We start from the raw sequence: 18,763 nt of genomic DNA, 5'->3' as shown, positions 1-18,763 counted from the left end.
GCAATCCCAGATGCGCCTCCCCGGACCAAGAAGGTGCGCGGCACCAGCCCCCGCCACCGACGGAAGGATCTAGTCAGTGAGCTACACCGCCGCGGATGTCATCGAGCTAGACGACATCCAGCACACCCGGATGCGGCCACAGGTCAACCTCGGTGCGAGGGTCTACCAGACCGCCGCTCGCGAGATCGTCGACAACGCCGTGGAAGAGGCAGGTGCTCACGGGTCCACGGTGTCGATCATCTTGAGATCCGACGGATCGTTCACCGTCACTGATGACGGTCGGGGCTTACCTGTTGACTCCGACCCGGCCGGAAAGAACGGCGTCGTCAAAACACTGGGCACGGCGCGGTCAGGTGGGAAGTTCACCGCGCATGCCGACGCCGAGTCCACCGGTGCCGGCCTCAACGGGATCGGTGCTGCAGCTGCGGTATTCATCTCCCGACGCACTGACGTCACCGTGTACCGCGCCGGGAAAACGTACAAGCAGAGCTTTGGTGGTGGGTATCCTGGCCGCTTCGCGGGTGACGGCTTCAATCCCGACGCCGACTTCACCCGCGATGACACTCAGAAGCTGCGTGGAGTGTCCAACGGCGAGCCCGCCGTGCACGGCACCTCTGTACGCATGCTGCTCGACCCGTCGGTGGCCCCCGACACCGCACTCGACATCACCGAGGTTCTGCTGCGTGCCCACGCGGCGGTGCGCATGACCCAAAACGTGCACCTGACCGTGATCGACGAAGGCTGGCCAAGCGGTCCCCTACCCGCAGCTTTGTTGGGGTCATTCTCCGGGCCTTGGGGTACGAGCGCAGTGCTGGACTTCATGTGTGCCTGCGCGCAGACCCCCATACCCGCGCTTCGGGCCTCCGTCGAGGGCCGCGGCGAGTACGTGACTGGTCGTGGACCTACGCCGTTTCGCTGGTCGCTGACGGCCGGACCGGCCGAGCCCGCAACGGTGTCCTCTTTCTGCAACACCGTCTACACCGCTGATGGCGGATCACATCTGAACGCGGCTGTAAAAGGACTGACCGAGGCCCTGGCGTCCCGCGCCGCGCGGCTGCGCGACCTCGGCCTGGCCAAAGGAGAGGATGGCCCCGAGCCGCAGGACTTCGCCGCGGTCACCGCGCTGGCCGTCGATACCCGTGCGCCTGATGTCTCCTGGAACGGCCAAGACAAGACCGGAGTGTCGTCACGGTCTCTGAACACGGCAATGTCGACCGACGTGGCACGCAGCACCGCGGTGTGGTCGGCCAACCCGGCGAACACCGACACCGTGACCATGTGGACGAAACTCGCTCTCGAAGCCGCACGAGCTCGCCGCAGCGCTGAGGGGGCCAAATCCCGGTCCCGTGCGGCATCTAAAGCCAAGGGGCTGGGGACGAATCTCTCACTGCCGCCAAAGCTGCTGCCCTGCCGTGAAACTGGCCGCGGTTCTGGAGCAGAGCTGTTCATAGCAGAGGGTGACTCGGCTCTGGGCACCATCAAGGCCGCGCGGGACGCAACGTTCCAGGCAGCGTTCCCGCTCAAGGGCAAACCACCGAACGTCTACGGGTGGACGGTCGCAAAAGCTCGCGGCAAGGAGGAATTTCAGGCTATCGAGCGGATTCTCGACTGCGGGGTACGTGACCATTGCGACCCGGAGAAGTGCCGATACGACAAGATTCTCTTCGCCTCCGACGCCGATCCCGATGGTGGCAACATCAACTCGTCGCTGATCTCGATGTTCCTCGACTTCTACCGGCCTCTAGTCGAAGCCGGCATGGTCTACGTCACCCTTCCGCCGCTGTTCGTGGTCTCCGACGGCTCGCAGCGCATCTACTGCCAGGACGACACCGAACGTGACGTCGCCGTAGCTCGATTGAGGTCAGGAGGCCGGTCGAGGGTCGAGGTACAACGCAACAAAGGCCTCGGCGAAATGAACGCCGACGACTTCTGGAACACCGTGCTGGATCCAGGTCAGCGGACCGTCATTCAGGTACGCCCCGACGCCCTCGGCGGCGCACTGCACCACACCTTGTTTGGCGGGGCTCCTGAAGGCCGGCGCACGTGGATGGCCGACGCCGCTTCGCGCATCGATACCTCGTCCTTGGACCTGGATTAGGAGCGCAACACCGTGACTGCCACAGAACAGAACCGTGACCTTGTGCTCGAGCAGAGCGCCGAGGACTACTGGAACCGATACCAACTCACCTTCGCGCTCTACAGCGTCAGCGATCGTGCGATACCGTCAGCATTCGATGGTCTCAAACCTGGACAGCGCCGTCTGCTGTACCAGATGCACGCCTCAAAGCTGCTGCCGGGCAACAAGCCGCAGAAGTCGTCGAAGGTCTGCTCGGCGGTTACCGGCAACCTGCACCCGCACGGTGGTGCAGCGATGTATGGCGCAGCGGCGCTTCTGGCCGCCGACTTCCAGCGCGTCAAAATCATTGACGGACAGGGAGCTTTCCCGCGCATTCAAGGTGACACACCGGCCGCCGACCGATACACAGAAATGCGCCTGTCCCCAACGGGTGCCGCACTGACCTCTGAACTCGGAGACCACGCGGTACCGATGACCGACACGTTCGACGGGGAATGGATTGAGCCGGCCGTGCTGCCGGCGCAATTCCCGTTCCTGCTCTGCAACGGTGCCGTCGGCATCGCCGAAGGTTGGGCCACCAAGGTTCCCGCACACAACCCTCGCGAGGTGATGGCGGCGTGCCGGGCGCTACTGGCTGATCCACAGTTGTCCGATGACGCGCTCATGGAACTGCTGCCTGGCCCTGACTGGGGTTGCGGGGCATCCGTGGTCGGTTCCGACGGGCTTCGCGACTACATCACCACCGGAAAAGGTGCGTTCACCGTACGCGGCACGGCGGTGGTCGACGGTAAGACGATCACGATCACTGAGCTTCCGCCCGGTGTTGCCAGTTCCACTGTGCAGGAACGAATCCGTGCTCTAGTCGAGTCGGGGGAAGCTCCGGGCATCGCCGACATGTCCGACCTAACCGACCGCCGCAACGGACTACGCATTGCAGTCACAGTAAAGCGCGGGCACGATCCTGAGACGGTGCGTGACCAGCTGCTGGCCCAGACTCCGCTGGAGGGCACGTTCGCGGCCAGCGTGGTTGCGCTTGATGGCGACCGGGTTCCGCGCTGGTGGACTGTGCGCGAACTGATCTCGGCATTTTTGTCCCTGCGTGATTCAGTGGTGTTGCGCCGCAGCGAGTACCGGCTGGAGAAGGTCGAGGCGCGGCGGCACCTGGTGGCCGGCCTGATGGCGGTGCACTTGGACATCGACGCCGCCGTGGCGATCATCCGCGGCTCCGATACCGTCGACGACGCACGCACTGGGCTGCAAGCGCGGTTCACGCTCGACGCAGAGCAGGCCGACTACGTACTGGCGATGCAGCTGCGCCGGCTGACCCGGCTCGACGTGCTGGAACTGCAGGCTGAATCGAAGAAGCTGGATGCTGAACACGCCACGCTCACTCGACTGGTCTCGTCACCGACCGAGCGCCGCGCGGTGATCGACGCGGAGCTGGTCGAGACGACAAGATTGTTCAACGCGCCCGAGTTCGATCGCCGTACGCACCTGGACTTCGATGCGGTGCCGGTGACTGGTGGGGGCTCCGACGACGGCCCCCGTGAGCGCACGATCAACAAGAACTGGCGACTCGATGATCGGGGCGTGTTCTCCGACAGTCACGGTGAGTTGCTCTCGAATGGTCTCGGCTGGGCGGTATGGACTGACGGCAGAGTGAAACTGACTGACGGCAAAGGCCTGCCGACAAAGACGCGCGACGTTCCAGTCGCCCCAGACATCACCGGGCTGCTGTGCTCCGGGGTGTTGGCCCCTGGTGCGCACCTCGGACTGATCACCCGGCGCGGCAAGGTCTTGCGACTGGATCCCGCGACCGTTAATCCACAGGGCGCCGCCGGCAACGGGGTGCTCGGCATCAAGCTGGCCTCCGATGGAGGTGACGCGGTGATCGCCGCGTTCCAGCTCACTGGAGCTGAGTCTGAAGCGATCTTGTCGATCTCAGAGAAGGGCTGGAAAGTCACTGCTGTCTGGGATATTCCGACGAAAGGACGTGGCGGCAGCGGTGTTGGGTTCCATCCGTTCATCAGCGATGAGAGCATGCTCGTTTCTACGGTCGCCTCCACCGCTGGCTTCGTGCGCGACGGAAAACCTATACGCGCCGAGAAGCGTGCGAAGGCCTCGGTGAAGGGCGCAGCTGCCGGAGTGGCTCCGGCGAACTGATCGGGTACGCACTGCCCCCGTGGGTTGTCGGCACCAGGACTGTCGCCTCGGGGCATCGTGATCGGCACTAAGGCGGCCGGACCGTGCATCAGTTCCAGATCTCGGCACTCCTCGCGCAGTCGAGCGCGTTCGTTAATCCTGCAGCTGGAGTCAGTCGGCGCTGCGCACGTTGTCGCGCAAGAATGCGAGGGCAGCCGAGGCCCAAGAAGCCGATCCTGCGGCGTTGGCCGACCAGCACCTTCGCGGCGTACCCGAGATCCGGGAGGAAGCAGGCCTTGACCAACTATGACCGGGCGAAGGCCGCGGCGACGTAGCGCGGCGTTTTGAGGACGAAAACGGACCAGGCTGACCGGCACCCGATCCACACCACGTAAATTCGTGTAACCCAACAGGGTGAGACATCACCCTGTGTTCGTGGGTGATTCGAACGGACGCAGGGCGCAGGGGGCTGGATGCGGAAGATGCCGACGAAGGCAATCACCCTTCTTCTTGTGGTACTGGTTGCGACATTCGTGGCCGGGTGCCAAGAATCGCCCCCGAAACCGACGTGCAGAGACGATAACTCTTCCCTCCACGGAGCACTGAGGGATGCCACGAATGCCGCCTGCGAGGCGGAATATGCCTGGTACCAGGCTCAAGAGGATCGATCGCTGCCGAGAAAGCTGGCTGACGGAGACAAGGATTCCTGGTCGATAGTTGCTGGAGCCTTGCTTCTCATCGCCGGCATCGCCGGAATCGCCGTAGGCCGATCAAAAGGCAGCAATCCCCCATCGACAGAAGCAGAGCAACCTCCCAGCCAGGAGTCGGCTTTCGTGCCGCCGACTCCTGAGTCAGCGGCGGGTGCACTGCTGGATTCCGACGGAGGCTGCACCCGTGCTCGATGGGCGACCGTCGGCGCGTGCGCCGCAGTCGGCATGTCGGACGCGCTGGTTCTCGTCAGAGTCGACCCGCGCCCAGACGGGGACGCTGAAGTAATTCTCGAGCTTCAGGGAATCACTGAAGGAACGGCCATTTCCCTGGTCAAAAGCCACCTGCTTGCGGCGTGGGGTGTTCGGTCGGTGCGCGGCATCGGCCTGTCCCGAGACGGTCTGTTCCAAGTGACAGTCAGCAACGACTGACTATGCGCTGACGTCCTGAGACTGGGTCTTCACCCAGATTTCCCGCTCGCCTTCGGCGTCGACGATCCCGACAAGTGCCGGGTACCCGGCTTCAAGCCGTTCGACGGCGGCACCCAACACGAAGGGCCCGGGAAGAAGTTCCGTGTCGTCGGTCACGTAATTCCCCAGGGGTTGCTGTCACGTAATTCCCCAGGTGTGGGCCTCGTGTTGGTCTTACCGGTCGGGGCGGGCGTTGTCTAGGTGGTGGTGCGGCCGGGTCGTTTCCGGGGTCGGTAGCTGGGTCCGTCCATGAGGACTTGGTGGCTGGTGTTGATCAGTCGGTCGAGTAGGGATTCGGCCACGACGGGGTTGGGGAACAGCGGGTACCAGTCTTTGGGGGCGCGGTTGCTGGTCAGGATGAGGGGTTTGCCAGCGATGGCCCGGTCGGAGACCAGATCGTAGAGATCGTCGGATTGGGTGGTGGTGTGCTCACGCATCGCGAAGTCATCGACGATCAGTACCAGGGGCCGGGTGTACTCGCGCATGCGCTGGCCGATGGTGCGGTCGGCGTGTCCGCCGGCAAGGTCGGCGAGCATGCGGGCGCATTTGACGAAGCGGATGTCCCCGCCGCGGCGGGCTACGTGATGTCCGAGTGCTTGTGCCACATGGGTTTTGCCGACGCCGACGGGGCCGTAGAGGATGACTGATTCGCCGGCGTCGAGCCAGCGCAGGGCGGCCAGGTCGCGCAGCATCGCGGCGGGCAGTTTCGGGTTGGCGGTGAAGTCGAAGTCTTCGAAGGTGGCCTGTTCTTCGAACTTGGCGCGGCGCAATCGCCGTGTGAGAGCGGCGGATTCGCGGCGGGCGATCTCGTCTTGACAGAGGGCTTGCAGGAATTCGAGGTGGCCGAGGCCGCCGTCGCGGGTTTGGGCGAGCCGGGCATCGAGGGTGTCGAGCATGCCGGACAGTTTCAGGGTGCGCAGCGCGGTGCGTAGCGCCGGATCACAGATAGACATGGTGGGCTTCCTTTGAAGGTTGATTATGTTGCAGCAGTGTGGAATTGGTGACGATCAGGCGATGATGCCGGTATCGGTGCCGAACTGGTCGGGGCCACGCAGAAACGCCCCCGCCGCGCCGGTGCTGGCGGGCGGTTCGTCGCCGGCGTGTTCGGTGCCGGCGGCCAGGATGCCTTTGATGGTGCGGTAGGACGGGTCACCGACGGCGATGGCGCGGGCGCACGCGGCCTCCAACCGGTCGCAGCCGTGTTTGTCGCGCAGCCCGAGCACTCCTTGCGCGGCGCGCAGATGGTGGATGGCGTTGTCGGCCATGAACGCGGCGATCACCGCGACGCAGGCCGGGCCGACCAGTTCGGCGGTGCGCCGGCACCAGGTCGGGGTTTTCATCGCGAACGCGACCTTCTCCGGCGGGTAATGGGCGAAGTCGGTCGAGCGCCCCGATGGGCGGCGCACGTGGATGGCCACCACCGCATCGGCGTGAAAGACCTGTACCACGTCGCCGGCGGTGCGGGCATGCAGGCGTTGCCCGATCAGCCGCCACGGCACCGAGTACAACGCCTTGCCGACCTTGAGGTGCGCGTCGGTGCCGACGGTGCCGATCGACCAGGTGGACAGTTCAAATACTCTGGGCGGCAACCCGATCAACGCGCTGGCTTCGATCGCTTCAAACACCCGCAACGGCGGCGCGCCCTCCAGTGCCCGACACGACCTCGCCCCGGCCACCTCGATGCTCCAGCGCTGGGCGTCGGTTTGCATCGCGGGCAGCCCGTCGAACTGGCGGCCGCGCCAGAACGAATCCCGGATGTATTGCATGGGCCGTTCGACGCGGGGTTTGTCTTTGGGTTTGAACGCCCGCGCCGGGTCGATCAGGGTGCCGTAGTGGGTGGCCAGCTCGGCATAGGCGCGGTTGATCTTCGGGTCATACAGGTCGGGTTTGTCCACCCCGGTCTTGAGGTTGTCACACACCAACCGGGCCGGGACCCCGCCGAAGAACTCGAACGCCGCGACATGGCAAGCGCACCAGGTGGTTTGGTCCATCCGGATCACCGGGCGCACGAACAGGTGCCGCGAACACGCCAACACCATCACGAACGCCCACACCGCCACCCGGCGGCCCACCGCGGGATCGAACCACATGCCCAGGCGACCGTAGTCGATCTGCGCTTCACTGCCCGGCTCGACCGGCCCGCGCGGCACGGTCACCTTCGCTCGTGCCACCTCTTCCGCGAAATGTGTTGCGATCCAACGCCGAACCGAGGACTCCGACACCGCTACCGCATGCTCGTCCCGCAACCGCTGAGCGATCGTGGCGATCGTGACATCGGCATCGAGCCAGGTCTTGATCTGGTCCCGGTGCGGTTCGATCAGCGGCCAGGTCAGCGCCCGCGCCGCAGGATCGGACAGTTCCGGGAACCACCCGCCGATCAGCTCCGACCACTGTGGCGCGGTCAGCGGCTCGGTACCCGGGCCGATACCCGCCGCGACCGCCGGAGCCAAATATTTGCGGACGGTCTTGCGGTCAATGCCCAGCGACTCCGATAACTGGACCTGCGAACGGCCCGCGTGCCAGTGGGTGAACAACTCGACCAAATCGAGCATCACGATACTTCTCCTCGCCATCAGCGCCCTTCCATCCACCATCAGATGGATGCAGAGCGAACCGGTAAACGAGGCCCACACCAGGCAGACACACCGCCCAGGGTGGGGAATTACGTGACAGCCAGGGTGGGGAATTACGTGACGGACAACCCCTCAAACCTGGGGAAATACGTGACCGCTGACAGTTCCGCAATCAGTTCGTCGACAGTCAGCGATCGCCCATGAGTGGACCCGCCACGTACCTCGAACTGTTTCCCATCACCTGCCACGCGCAATCGCTGCATCAGGTCGGTTTCCGTGGCGGTGATGGTGGTCATATTCCGAATGCCCTTCCTGTTGCGGTTATCTCACGTCACTGCGTCCTTGGTGGTGGCGCAAATGAGAGTCCGGTCGGCTGATCCGATGGACCCGTCTCCAGATAGGTTGAGCATACATAGACGTCTAGACAAGTTCTAGGCATGGCGGCCCCATCGAAAGGGTTTCCGGGGATTTAGCGCGCCGAGAATTCGTATTCGAGCAGGTAGGAAGGTGCAACTTTCACGGTGTCGCAAACTTCGACCGCCACATCGTTCACGTCGTAGGCGGTACGCAGCACGGTCAAAACAGGCACGCCCAAACCGATGTTGAGCACACGGCGTTCGTCAGGGGTGGGCATCCGTGCTCCAACCTCCTCAGTGAACCGTGCTAGGACATGCCCGGATTCTTCGAGACGCGCATAGATACCGCCGGGACCCGTGTCGGTTTGTTCGATCGCGGTGCCGGCAGCAAAAGCCACCGGGATGTAGGAAACGGCGGTCTCGATTGGCTGCCCGTCCGCCAGGTAACGCCGCGACCGTACAACGACGTCATCGCTGACGGGGACGCGAAGTCGCTCGGCAACGAGGGAACCTGGCTTCTGTCGCCGAACCGTGATGCTGTCGACGCGGGGAGAATAACCGGACTTCTCAGCTTCAACACTGAACGCGGCTTTGCCCTCGTCACGGTGCCTGCGTGCGAACCGATCAGAGGCCAGTCGCCGAATCGGCGGACGTGCCTGCACAAAAACACCACGACCGTGTTCGGAGACAACAAGCCCCTCGCCGCGCAGCTCCTGGACTGCCTGCCGGACAGTCATGCGCGCTACACCGAAATGCTCGATCAGGTCCGCTTCGGACGGAAGCCGCTCGCCTGCCGCAAACTGGCGCGACTCGATGGCTGCACGCAAAATCGCCGCGATCTGCCGATAGGGCGGACGGTCGTCCGCCTTGTCGATCCCGTCAAGTTGCAGCACGTGTCGGCCTTTCATGGCATATCTAGACGACTAGCCTAGAGGTATCGCTCACGCGTGTCACGAAGCAGCACCCGAGTCCAATGGAGGTCGGACGGTGGCAGACACACCGAAACACTCGGTCAGTGTGGCAGGGATCGTCGTCGACAGCGACAATCGAGTTCTCGTCATTCGACGTGACGACAACGGCCGCTGGGAAGCTCCTGGTGGTGTTCTGGAGCTGGATGAATCGTTCGAGGACGGTGTACGGCGTGAGGTTCGCGAAGAGACCGGTTTACAGGTCGACGTCGAGCAGCTGACCGGCGTCTACAAGAATCTCAGCCGCGGCATTGTTGCGCTGGTTTTTCGGTGCCGCCCTGTCGCCGGTGAGGTTCACCCGACCGACGAGGCTCAAGACGTCCGCTGGATGACCAGGGACCAGGTCGAGGCCGCGATGACGCCAGCGTTCGCCATCCGGGTGCTCGATGCGTTCGACGGCACGGTCCACACACGAGCTCACGACGGCACCAACTTGGTCACCGCCTAAACACGCGGCCGTCCGGGCGATTCTGTGTGGCGATCGCGGCCCCGCCGCGCCGCGCGTCGATCAGCTCCCTCATGAGGCGGATTCTCACGGTGGACCCCGACTTCACCAAAGGATCACCGTGACCAGCACTCAGGACCAGCTGTTCGACACTTTCCTGGACGACGCCTGCGCCAACCTCACCAGTGCCGGCATCCTCGCGCCGCCGCACACATGTGACAGTGTCGCCGAACCCGCATCGCTGGCCGGCGAGTTTCACCGGTTCATCTCCGGCATCGGCTCCCCTTTCAGCGACCGTGCAGAGGCCGCCGAAGTGGCGCTGGATGCGGTGGCGTCGGTCATCGCCGGATTGCCGTGGCCGCAGTGGCTGCACGAGCCTGCAGACGTGATCGGCAAGCAGGGTTACCGCGCCGAGGCCCTACTCTTGATCTGCGCGCTTGCCGAAGATGCTGCACCCGCGCAGGTTCGCGACTGGTACACCTCCCGCAGCGGGTTGTTCGACGACCCGGGATATGACCGCAGCTGTGACGCCGCCGCAGCGCTTCGGCGAATCGGTGAACTCGCCGGCGAGGCGGCTGATCGCGCTGACGGTTACTTGGCATGCCTCGCCGAGTCCTGACAAGCAGCCATGGTGGCTGTATCTGAGCTACGCGCCTGGCGGCCCGCTCTTCCGGCCCCCATGCCACGATCAGCGGGCGTATCACTCACCGCGGCAACGGAAGGGGAGCCACGACATGGACCAGGAGTTCGTCGCTGACGACGTTCACGTGTACGGATTCAGCGGTCCTACTCAGGATCGAGTACTGATCGCCACGGCCGAGTCGCCAACCTGGGCGAAGACGATCGCCGAGCTTCTCACCCGCGACCCTGACGCTTATGTCGTCTGAGCCCGCGGCACACCTATTCAGAGTCGGGGACCGCGTCACGCGTCGAGGTGGCTCCGGTGTCGAGGGCGAGGTGCTCGCCGACAGTGGATCCATGGGCGGACTGAACCCGGTCCTCGGCTGGGAACCGGGAACTCCACGCCCGCCGGCCGCCACCACCGGTCTCATCCCCGTGTTCTGGATGGACCGCGACCGCGGGGTTCACGAATGGTGGGAGGACCCTGCTGGGCTGGAAGTCGCGCCAGCGAACTAAGCCACCCAGCGCCACACACCGCGACACCCCATAGAAGTCCAGTTCCGGTTTCCTCGGCTGATTGCCCATCCTTGGATGCGTCTATCAGCAGCACGGACCGGCTGAACCTTGATGCGGTCACTCATTCGGATGCCTCCGGTGTCCAGACGACGCGGCGTGGGAACGGCAACCGGGCTCAGTCATCAGTCCGCCTGGACAGCCTGGACTACGCGGCGATGAATATCGGAGCCCTCGCTGATGGCCCGGCCCACGTGGTTCATCACGAAGTACGACCCGTCCGGTCGGCGGCTTGCTGTGTACCACTTGCGGCCGTCGACCACTTCGTAGAGCTGATCTTCGATCAGCCGCGCCTTCACGGTGCACCGTCCCGCAGGATCTTGTCGGCTTCGGCGGGGTCTTCAGGTTCGAATCCGGTGCAATAGCAGACGCGTTCGCGACCGAACTCGACGACGAACGCAACGCACGACGCGGATGCACCGGTGTGCTCGTCATGTTCATGTGGACAATCGGCGCACGTGCCGGTGGTGACTGGCGCCGTCACAGCGATCCCCCGCCTGCGCCGCCGTCTGCCACGGTGCCAGCGAAAGCCGCTTGCGCGTCTGCGAAGATCGCGTCGATGCGATATTCGCGGGTTTCCAAGCTCGTCTTCAGTTCCAAGATGTCCGATGGGACCGACATACGCTTACCCTCCCCGAGGTCAGTATCTCTATTTTAGATACTACCACCAACACGGTGCAGATTTTGCGCCAGAAACCGGCTCGTACCAGCAGCTACTCGGTTGTCACGTCCTACAGCCGCTGCGGGAAGAAAGCGCTAAGGACACAGGACAGTAATGGCAAAAGACCGCAAGACCGCACCAGTCGACCCATCCGATTCGATTGCCGCAGCGCTGCCCCGCACGGTAAATGCATCGTTGCTGCGGCTCGCCACAGCGCCAGATCCGGCCACGTCGGAGGCATACCGCAACGTGAGACCGTCCACGGCGCCCAGGTCAACTTGCTCGACGATCGGCTCGTGTGCGTCGGTGACGATGGCGGTGATCTTGGATTCACCAGTGCCGATGACGATGCGCACTTTTCCGCCAACGGTGCTGCAGGCCACTGCGGATTCGATGTCGAGCGGCACCCCGCCGACCGAGACAGTGGCCGCACTGGGGCCTGGCGCGGCGGTGCGACTGGTCGTCGATGCAACGTCGCCGGCGACGGGCGCCGGTTCCGCGCCACACCCGGCGACCGCGAGCGAGATGACAGCAGCGGCAGTGATCAACGAACCGACCTTCTTGGTGCCGTAACGGCAGCTGCCAGGGGACGAATCGATCATCAGGTCCTCAATCTTGACGAGTCGGATCGTTGTTGGCGGACGTTAAACCGACCGATACCAGCACCAGACACTTGATGCGGCTCCTCAGTCGGCGATCAGACGGGTACTTGATCACGGCCTCGTCCTGGTCGACATCGACCACCGTTCCCGGGATTCCGCTCCAGACCTCACGCACGATGTCGCCTCGACCGATCTCAATGTGGTCGCGAATCTGGCATTCCGACATTCTGGTCAGTCTCCCGCCAGCTCGGGGAACAGACGAGCCGCCGCTTCGTCCGCGGCCAGTTGTGCGGTTTCGAGGCCGTCGTCGCCGTCCGAGCTCCCCTGTTCGATGACGCGCCCGCAGGATCCGTCCTCTACTGACCAGTTGTACGTGTAGGGCTGCGTGCGGCCGCCGTCAAGATCTGGGTCCGGCAGATCGAAAGCGACGTAGGCCATGATCCGATCGCCGCCGACTTCGCGTCGGTAGCAGGCCCGGCCGCCCCAGGTATCACCGCGAACCCAGCCGCTCATCGCCGTGCCGTCCACTGCAGCGGCGCGGTCGGGATGGCGATGCCGGTCGCGAGAACCGTGACGCCGCTTCGAATTTCCCACTCCCCGGCGCTACGCGACTGCACCAGCCGCGCGCCCTGCGCTGCGGGGTAATCGGCGAGTTCGGCGTTGACGCGCCGCACGTCGTCGTCGGTGAGCTCAGCTGTGCGGGTGATGGTGAACGTGACCTGACCTGCGCCGATCGGCTCATCGACGGTCAAGGCGACGTTTCCCCGATGGTAGGTGTTGATCACGGTCCCCCGTTTCCTTGTGGTCGCTGCGTGAGCTGTCTACCTCCGCTGACGCGTGGGCTGTGTTTGCGGCGCGATGATGTCAGTGCCGGCGGCACTTTGGTGACAGCCGGGTGGTGCGGGATCCCTCGTCGGTCGCATCGCACCACCCGGCTGGAGTCCGAGCAGGAGGTACCGGCTACTGAATCGCAGCGAGTCGATAGGGCGCTGAGCCGATGCTCGTCAGAAAGCGGCGTGCGGCAGCCCGCAACGCGGGACGTGCCGAACTCAGCCATCCCGCCCCCGAACTGCGTCGATAACTGTGCCGAAGATGCTTTTGGGAAACTCTCCGCCGGTGACCTGCCCTGGCCCATAGACATGAACACGGTTGTCCTCGGGTGCGTCGACATGCAGATTTCCCTCGTTGTCGATTGTCACCTTGGTGTGGCCATCGGTGAGGACGTGAGCACTGGCGGCGGGCCGCACCTTGAGTGAGTTGCCCCAGGATGAACGGAAGTCGATCGTGACGTGGCCGGATTCGACGATGAGCCTCGGAATACCGCTCCACACCACGATTGTCAGCTCGTTGCCGGGTGTGACGTTGATGGGATATTCCGGTGACACGTCTCGTGTCTTGATGTGGTTCCAGTCCACTCTGCGGCGGATACCGGTGCCTCGTCGCAGGTTCAGCGCCGACACGCCTTCTCGGTGTGTGGCCGGCTTACGGCAATCGATCTCGGTCATGGTGATTTCTCCTGGATTCGGAACTGCTTGAGCTCGGCGCGGAGCTGGTCAAGGCTGTCGAACGGAGCTCCGGTGTGTTCAGGGGAGTGCGCCCACGGACGATCGCGGCAGTAGTCCATGACTGCGCCGATGTCCCAGTCACTTTTTGGCAGTAGGTATTTCTGCATACCGTGCTCCAGCGAATGCTTGTGGAGCTTGATTTCCGGCTGGTCGTAGGTCGAGTGACGATAGGCCTTGATCGCGCCTTCGCGGGTCACCGAGGTCACAAGACCCACACTGATGGTGGTTCGGTCGTAGGACGGTTGACCGATCATGGCCACCCGCTCATTGCGCACGAACACGATTCCGTCTCCGCGTTTGAAGCTCGTCATAGGAAGCACATCCGACTCTCATGCCGTCGCGGGATCTCGAATCTTTCCGACCTGTCCGCGCGTGCCCGTTTTTCATCGATCGGGATCTCGAACGAGGGGCCGGAAAACGTCTGCCCTACATGGCCTCCGTGCATTACAGTTCCCCAATCCAGTTGGGGCGGTGCCACTGTGGGTGTTCGTTGGTGCCGTCGCGAAGATTGACCGGCATGATGACACCGATGAAGGCGTCTCCGATCGTGACCAGGATGCTCTTCTGCGACTTGCCATGGACGTCGTCGCGCGTCACCAGGGACATCGGGGAGTCATCGACGACTGCGAACTTGGCGATCTGCTTGGGGTTGAGGCCCGTCACCGAGCGCGGCACGCCTTCGGTTGACTCAGGGAAGAGGGCTTGCCAGCGCGGGAAATAGACGTCAGTGTCCTTGGCGGTCAGCGTCTCCCCGGAACTGAACACGAACTCGGCGTAGTTGCCGGCCGGATTCACCGATACAGTCCGCCTCCAGCGGTCACTTTTGAGCGTACGGCTCAGCCGTATCAGTTCTTTGGCGTCGTCTAGCGAAACATTGAGCCCGAACACCGGCCCCGGCTGGTTGTCGAACTGCGATGGCGACGGGATGTCACATTCCCCGCTGATCTCAGTAATCCACTTCGCCTTCGAGACGCCCATGGCCTTCCCGTCGGTGGCCACCGACAGCAGGTTTTCACCGAATGAGGCCAGATGGATCTGGTGATAGCTCTTGGCCGCTCCCGTGTATGCGAGCACTTTGTCGTGCTCGGCGAATGCCATCGCCTGCTTGATAATCCGGTACAAGTCGGCAGTGAACAGAACGTTGCTCATGCTCGTACCCCTTTTCAACAGTTGACATCACGGGTCGATGGCGTTGAGCTCCCGCCGTCAGCCTAATCTCTATTTTAGAGATTAGCATACCGCTGTCTATGCCGTGATCACCGGGCGCACCTCATCCCCGCGCCGAGGGGCTGCGCGTGGACGGTGCCCTGAACTACAACGGATTCCAGTCGTGGGCAGATCACATCGACGCCAGCAGCGCGCAACAAGCGTGCGAGAAAGCGGCTGGCTGGTGAGCGCGTGCAGGCGGGAGAAGTTGCACCATGTGAGGGGATCCCGCGTACAAAACGACCACTGCGAGGAGCCACGGCGGGTCGCAGATGCCGCACCGAGGGAAGCGACAGCCGGCTGCCTGTTCGGCGCGTTCGACCAAAATCACTCATCGCCGCAACTTTTCCAACGTGGACACAAATTCAATTGGCATTCCGCTTCTCTCAGCGGAATGCTTGACCGAATACCCTTGATCTAAAAACGATTTGGCCCAAGCCTCCGCATCGGGTGTCACCGACTTAGCGCGGTCGACTCGCTTGTTTCGCCGTGCGGGCGATTTCTTCTTTCCCGGCTTCTTCGCTGGTGGCAACGGGGGCGGGGTCAAGTCGCCGTCCAGCGACTCGAACCAGACATGGACGAGTTTGGCCTGGGCGATGGTTATGGGCTTGCCGCTGATCGGCGTGTTGGCCGTGCTGCTGTAACCGAGCGCTGCGGTCAGCTGCTGGCGTGTCCAACCCGCCGCTGCGGCCTGGTTGAGCAGCATCCAGGTGGGCTCCGGGTCGTCGACCTGCGCGTTGTAGTCACGGATGCCTTGACGTCCCCGGGACCGCTGCACTGTCCGCACCGCGCGGACGTCGTCCGCGGTGAGGTCAAGCAGTATGCGCCGATGCAGTTTGCTGCACCTGGGCTCCGCTGCTCGCCCAACGAGCAGCGACACTAGACCTCGCGAGACACATGCAGCCGCGGCGATCGCACCGATCGTGAATGTGGCATCAGATCGGTCCTTGCTTGTCTCCAGCGCAAGCAAGCCTTGGAGGTGTTCACGGACGTCCTGTGCGGACACCCAATCAGCGCGGTACGTCGCTCGCCGCTCCGATGCGACGCGTCGCATGTAACTGCGGTTCTCGGTGACGCAGACAACGCAGCGGCAACCCTGTTGGAATCCACGGGTGCTGTGGTCGGTGACGCCCGGCTTTGGACCGGTGATCATGTCGGTGCCGCCCTGCCCGGGTGAACCCCAGGTCCATCCAGTGAATCGTTCGATAGCGCTATCCTGCGGCCGTAAGTCTCCGCGCTTGCGCCGAGACCGGGTGGCCGCACACCATTGGTACAGCTCGAAACGCTTGCCTTCGACGTCCTCGACGGTCCCAATCGGCATCCGCGCCAGTGTGCCGTGCTTGGCGATGTACTGATGGCACGCCATTTCCGCTATCTGCCAATGAGTTTCCGATGGCTTCCACAGGAAGCGCCGTTCTCCTTTGCGGCCGGTCGGTGTCGATGCCAGTAGGACCGATTCCAGGATCGGTGGCAGTGTCCCGTAGATCTTGCGGCGCCGAACTGTTCCGAGCCAAGCGTCGAGGTCGATGTCATCCTCGATGTGCCCCGGTGGGACATCGGCGTGACCTTCCCACGCGGCGAAGGAGCGAAATGCCGCCACGCCGGCTTGATCGACCTCTGACAACGGATACCAGTCCCAGCCCGGCATCTGCCGGAGCGCCTCGGCGATCCAGCTGTCCAGCTCGTTGTCCCAGTATCGGCACAGCTGCGTCGCCACCCACAGCCGCAGTGGCCGGTTCAGTCCGTCGACGTATCCCGTGAAGATCGAATCGCCAGGAGACGTGTCATCAAGGCTTCCCCGACCAGTGCAAACAGCGCGGAGCCGGTCCAAGGTTCGCTCGTCGGAGGCCTCTTTCGCATCCCATCGCCAGCCGTTGACCGATTCAAGCCTCTTGCGGCGGTCTTCGTCGAGCATCCCATCACGGAATAGAATGCGCTGCAGGGTGATCCACTGGCCCAGCGCTGTGCTTTGCGTGGTAATCCGCGCGGCTGACCCTAGCCGATCCGCCTCGTCGCACAGCTGCTGAAAGTTGCGCTCCCATACCGACGATGTGCGCTGCAGCAGCCGCGTGATTATCGTCCCGGACTGGCTCCCGGTGACTTCCAACCAGTCCACAACATCCGGGTCGATGTAGCCGTTGGTACCAGTGCGGCGTGCCCTGTCGATGTCGTGACCGATCCGCGAGTCATGGGCACGCAGCCCTTGCAGAACCCGCCACACGTGGGCGTAGGAGGACGTGGACAGCTGGTCCTGATCATCAGCGTCGGGGTCGAGAATCAGCGGAATGACGATGGTGCCGTGGGATTTTCCGGGATGCTTACGCAAGGCTCGACCGATGGCCTGGATGATTCCCACCTGACTGGTGCGTGGATCGGCGAACACGACGGCGTCGACTGCCGGTACGTCGATGCCCTCACGCAGGCACTGCGACGAGGCAACCACAGTGATCCCATCCATCCGTGTGTCGGCGAGTCTGGCCAGGATCTTCACGCGCTCTGAGTCGTGCATTGAACCGTCAACGGCGAGCGCACGGATGGGTGTGCCGTCCACATCGATGAGTGCGCTGACACGTTCAGCGAATGCCCGTGCAGAATCTACTCGATTGTGAAAGGTCAGGATGCGCCGCACACCGTACCGGCGCACTACATCGAGCAGCGCGGCCAACGCAGCTCGCTCTCCGGTCGCTTCCCCTGCTGGTTCGGTTGTGGTGGTCACCAAGACGCGGTAGTCGGCCAACAATCCAGCGCTGACGGCTTCCCCGACATTCAAGGTGTATGCGATCTCCCCGAACAACCCAGTGTCATCCATGGATCTTGCGACCGCACTCGCTCCGGACAAATCGTCGATGGCCTCAGCGCCGCCACGGCTTTTCAGGACTATGGGCGTTGCCGTTGCGAATACTCGGCGCCGCGCCAGCACACTGCGCGAATCGAGCACCGGGAGAAATGCAGCGTTGGTGCGGCCGGCAAGGTGGTGAGCCTCGTCAGCGACCACCAGATCCAGGGGTTGTCCGCTGCGCGTCAAGCCGATCCCGTCAGCGACCACTTGCGAGGAATGGTAAGTGGACACCACGAGAGACATGGACGCACCGAATGTCTCAGCACATTCAAGGAACCCGGCAACCACCTCAGCTCGGGTGGTCACGTTGCCGCCTTGGTCGTGTTGCCCTTCGAACGGGTCGATTCCGTCAACGCCGATTTCCGCGCGCCCGGCATCCGTTGTCGGATCTGAACATACGGCCAATACGCGCACACCAGGTATGACGCGTCGCCATTCGGCGGCGGTCTGTGCCACCAACGCAATACTGGGCGTGAACACCGCAACTGTGCGGGCCCCGACTTCGAGCGCGTGCCACGGTCCGATGAGAGTCTTACCGGTGCCACACGCCATCCGCAGCTGCGCTCGTTCCCCTGCGTCGGCTAGCTCGTCGAGCGCGGCACGCTGATGCGGACGCGGTTGCGGCACAGCGTCACTGATCGGTGAGCACCCCTGCAGTAGCGCAGTCATGCCGCCACCTGCTGCTCGCCGCGAAGTTTGGCCATCGCCCCTTCAATGAGCCCGCGGACCTTGACGACGGGGAGCCGATACTTGTCTGCGACTTCGGCCACCGACTGCGGCTCTCCCCTATCCAGACCGAACACCTCAGAGATGACTCGCCGCTCGCGATGAGAGAGCCGCTCCATCAACTGCGAAAGCTGTTGGGCGGCAATGTCATGATCATTGTCGTGGCCGCCACAGTCTCGACCTGCCAGGAAGTCGAGCAGGCTGGAGGAGCCATCGCGACCTCCCTCGCTT

At 63.6% G+C, this 18,763-nt stretch carries 23 protein-coding genes; 7 read left to right on the top strand and 16 right to left on the bottom strand.

What is annotated here, in order from left to right:
- The first annotated feature begins 76 nt into the window (after positions 1–76).
- The 3 genes from JOF57_RS08805 to JOF57_RS08795 all read left to right on the top strand — a co-directional run bounded on the left by JOF57_RS08805 (position 77) and on the right by JOF57_RS08795 (position 5,358).
- Positions 77–2,098: a toprim domain-containing protein gene (locus JOF57_RS08805; protein WP_070945708.1), complete on the top strand. Its 2,022-nt coding sequence runs from the start codon at positions 77–79 to the stop codon at positions 2,096–2,098.
- 12 nt (positions 2,099–2,110) lie between these two features.
- A complete protein-coding gene (locus tag JOF57_RS08800; RefSeq protein WP_019346823.1) occupies positions 2,111–4,240 on the top strand; it encodes a DNA gyrase subunit A in 2,130 nt (709 codons plus the stop codon).
- Positions 4,241–4,701: 461 nt separating this feature from the next.
- On the top strand, positions 4,702–5,358 hold the full coding sequence (locus JOF57_RS08795; RefSeq protein ID WP_131823433.1) for a hypothetical protein: 657 nt from the start codon (positions 4,702–4,704) through the stop codon (positions 5,356–5,358).
- Here JOF57_RS08795 and JOF57_RS08790 read toward each other — a convergent pair whose 3' ends face one another.
- From JOF57_RS08790 to JOF57_RS08770, 5 genes are all read right to left on the bottom strand, one after another.
- Positions 5,359–5,514, bottom strand: coding sequence for a hypothetical protein (locus tag JOF57_RS08790; protein ID WP_209915617.1), 156 nt, complete (start codon positions 5,512–5,514; stop codon positions 5,359–5,361).
- Between the two features lie 80 nt (positions 5,515–5,594).
- Positions 5,595–6,350, bottom strand: coding sequence for an IS21-like element helper ATPase IstB (gene istB / locus JOF57_RS08785; protein ID WP_074360265.1), 756 nt, complete (start codon positions 6,348–6,350; stop codon positions 5,595–5,597).
- A 54-nt stretch (positions 6,351–6,404) separates the two neighbouring features.
- A complete protein-coding gene (gene istA / locus JOF57_RS08780; RefSeq protein WP_109558051.1) occupies positions 6,405–7,949 on the bottom strand; it encodes an IS21 family transposase in 1,545 nt (514 codons plus the stop codon).
- 134 nt (positions 7,950–8,083) lie between these two features.
- Positions 8,084–8,266 (bottom strand): hypothetical protein, encoded by a 183-nt coding sequence (locus tag JOF57_RS08775; RefSeq protein ID WP_209915615.1) that lies wholly within the window; start codon positions 8,264–8,266, stop codon positions 8,084–8,086.
- A 173-nt stretch (positions 8,267–8,439) separates the two neighbouring features.
- The gene (locus tag JOF57_RS08770) at positions 8,440–9,234 is read right to left on the bottom strand and encodes a GntR family transcriptional regulator (protein ID WP_019346820.1); all 795 of its coding nucleotides are present in this window, start codon (positions 9,232–9,234) and stop codon (positions 8,440–8,442) included.
- Positions 9,235–9,313: 79 nt separating this feature from the next.
- Between JOF57_RS08770 and JOF57_RS08765 the strand changes: the two genes are divergently transcribed.
- The 4 genes from JOF57_RS08765 to JOF57_RS08750 all read left to right on the top strand — a co-directional run bounded on the left by JOF57_RS08765 (position 9,314) and on the right by JOF57_RS08750 (position 10,876).
- On the top strand, positions 9,314–9,742 hold the full coding sequence (locus JOF57_RS08765) for an NUDIX hydrolase (protein WP_019346819.1): 429 nt from the start codon (positions 9,314–9,316) through the stop codon (positions 9,740–9,742).
- A 118-nt stretch (positions 9,743–9,860) separates the two neighbouring features.
- Complete coding sequence (locus JOF57_RS08760; RefSeq protein WP_019346817.1) at positions 9,861–10,358, top strand: hypothetical protein; 498 nt, start codon at positions 9,861–9,863, stop codon at positions 10,356–10,358.
- A gap of 115 nt (positions 10,359–10,473) precedes the next feature.
- Positions 10,474–10,626, top strand: coding sequence for a hypothetical protein (locus JOF57_RS08755; protein WP_019346816.1), 153 nt, complete (start codon positions 10,474–10,476; stop codon positions 10,624–10,626).
- Positions 10,616–10,876 (top strand): hypothetical protein, encoded by a 261-nt coding sequence (locus tag JOF57_RS08750; RefSeq protein ID WP_209915613.1) that lies wholly within the window; start codon positions 10,616–10,618, stop codon positions 10,874–10,876. The genes JOF57_RS08755 and JOF57_RS08750 overlap by 11 nt, the downstream gene beginning before the upstream one ends.
- A 182-nt stretch (positions 10,877–11,058) precedes the next feature.
- Here the strand turns inward: JOF57_RS08750 and JOF57_RS08745 are convergent, their stop codons facing one another.
- The 11 genes from JOF57_RS08745 to JOF57_RS08695 all read right to left on the bottom strand — a co-directional run bounded on the left by JOF57_RS08745 (position 11,059) and on the right by JOF57_RS08695 (position 18,651).
- Positions 11,059–11,232, bottom strand: a complete 174-nt coding sequence (locus JOF57_RS08745) for a hypothetical protein (protein ID WP_019346814.1) — start codon at positions 11,230–11,232, stop codon at positions 11,059–11,061.
- Entirely contained in the window at positions 11,229–11,417 is a 189-nt protein-coding gene (locus tag JOF57_RS08740) for a hypothetical protein (protein ID WP_019346813.1), read from the bottom strand. Before JOF57_RS08740 ends, JOF57_RS08745 begins: the two co-directional genes overlap by 4 nt.
- Positions 11,414–11,554, bottom strand: coding sequence for a hypothetical protein (locus tag JOF57_RS08735; protein WP_019346812.1), 141 nt, complete (start codon positions 11,552–11,554; stop codon positions 11,414–11,416). Before JOF57_RS08735 ends, JOF57_RS08740 begins: the two co-directional genes overlap by 4 nt.
- 135 nt (positions 11,555–11,689) lie before the next feature.
- Complete coding sequence (locus tag JOF57_RS08730) at positions 11,690–12,196, bottom strand: lipoprotein LpqH (RefSeq protein WP_019346811.1); 507 nt, start codon at positions 12,194–12,196, stop codon at positions 11,690–11,692.
- 231 nt (positions 12,197–12,427) lie between these two features.
- Positions 12,428–12,709, bottom strand: a complete 282-nt coding sequence (locus tag JOF57_RS08725; RefSeq protein ID WP_131721840.1) for a hypothetical protein — start codon at positions 12,707–12,709, stop codon at positions 12,428–12,430.
- Positions 12,706–12,981 carry a hypothetical protein gene (locus JOF57_RS08720; RefSeq protein WP_047036649.1) on the bottom strand — a complete coding sequence of 92 codons (276 nt, stop codon included), beginning with the start codon at positions 12,979–12,981 and terminating at the stop codon, positions 12,706–12,708. The genes JOF57_RS08725 and JOF57_RS08720 overlap by 4 nt, the downstream gene beginning before the upstream one ends.
- 264 nt (positions 12,982–13,245) lie before the next feature.
- The gene (locus JOF57_RS08715; RefSeq protein ID WP_209915611.1) at positions 13,246–13,701 is read right to left on the bottom strand and encodes a hypothetical protein; all 456 of its coding nucleotides are present in this window, start codon (positions 13,699–13,701) and stop codon (positions 13,246–13,248) included.
- A complete protein-coding gene (locus tag JOF57_RS08710; protein WP_209915609.1) occupies positions 13,698–14,042 on the bottom strand; it encodes a hypothetical protein in 345 nt (114 codons plus the stop codon). The genes JOF57_RS08715 and JOF57_RS08710 overlap by 4 nt, the downstream gene beginning before the upstream one ends.
- Positions 14,043–14,205: 163 nt before the next feature.
- A complete protein-coding gene (locus JOF57_RS08705) occupies positions 14,206–14,910 on the bottom strand; it encodes a hypothetical protein (RefSeq protein WP_209915607.1) in 705 nt (234 codons plus the stop codon).
- Between the two features lie 388 nt (positions 14,911–15,298).
- Positions 15,299–18,475, bottom strand: coding sequence for a DEAD/DEAH box helicase (locus JOF57_RS08700; RefSeq protein WP_209915605.1), 3,177 nt, complete (start codon positions 18,473–18,475; stop codon positions 15,299–15,301).
- Positions 18,472–18,651, bottom strand: coding sequence for a sigma factor-like helix-turn-helix DNA-binding protein (locus JOF57_RS08695; protein WP_209915603.1), 180 nt, complete (start codon positions 18,649–18,651; stop codon positions 18,472–18,474). Before JOF57_RS08695 ends, JOF57_RS08700 begins: the two co-directional genes overlap by 4 nt.
- Positions 18,652–18,763 lie beyond the last annotated feature (112 nt).

Source organism: Mycolicibacterium lutetiense, assembly GCF_017876775.1.
Taxonomy (GTDB): Bacteria; Actinomycetota; Actinomycetes; order Mycobacteriales; family Mycobacteriaceae; genus Mycobacterium; species Mycobacterium lutetiense.
The sequence above is the reverse complement of the archived record's forward strand: the minus strand, read 5'-3'. Positions and strand labels throughout refer to the sequence as shown.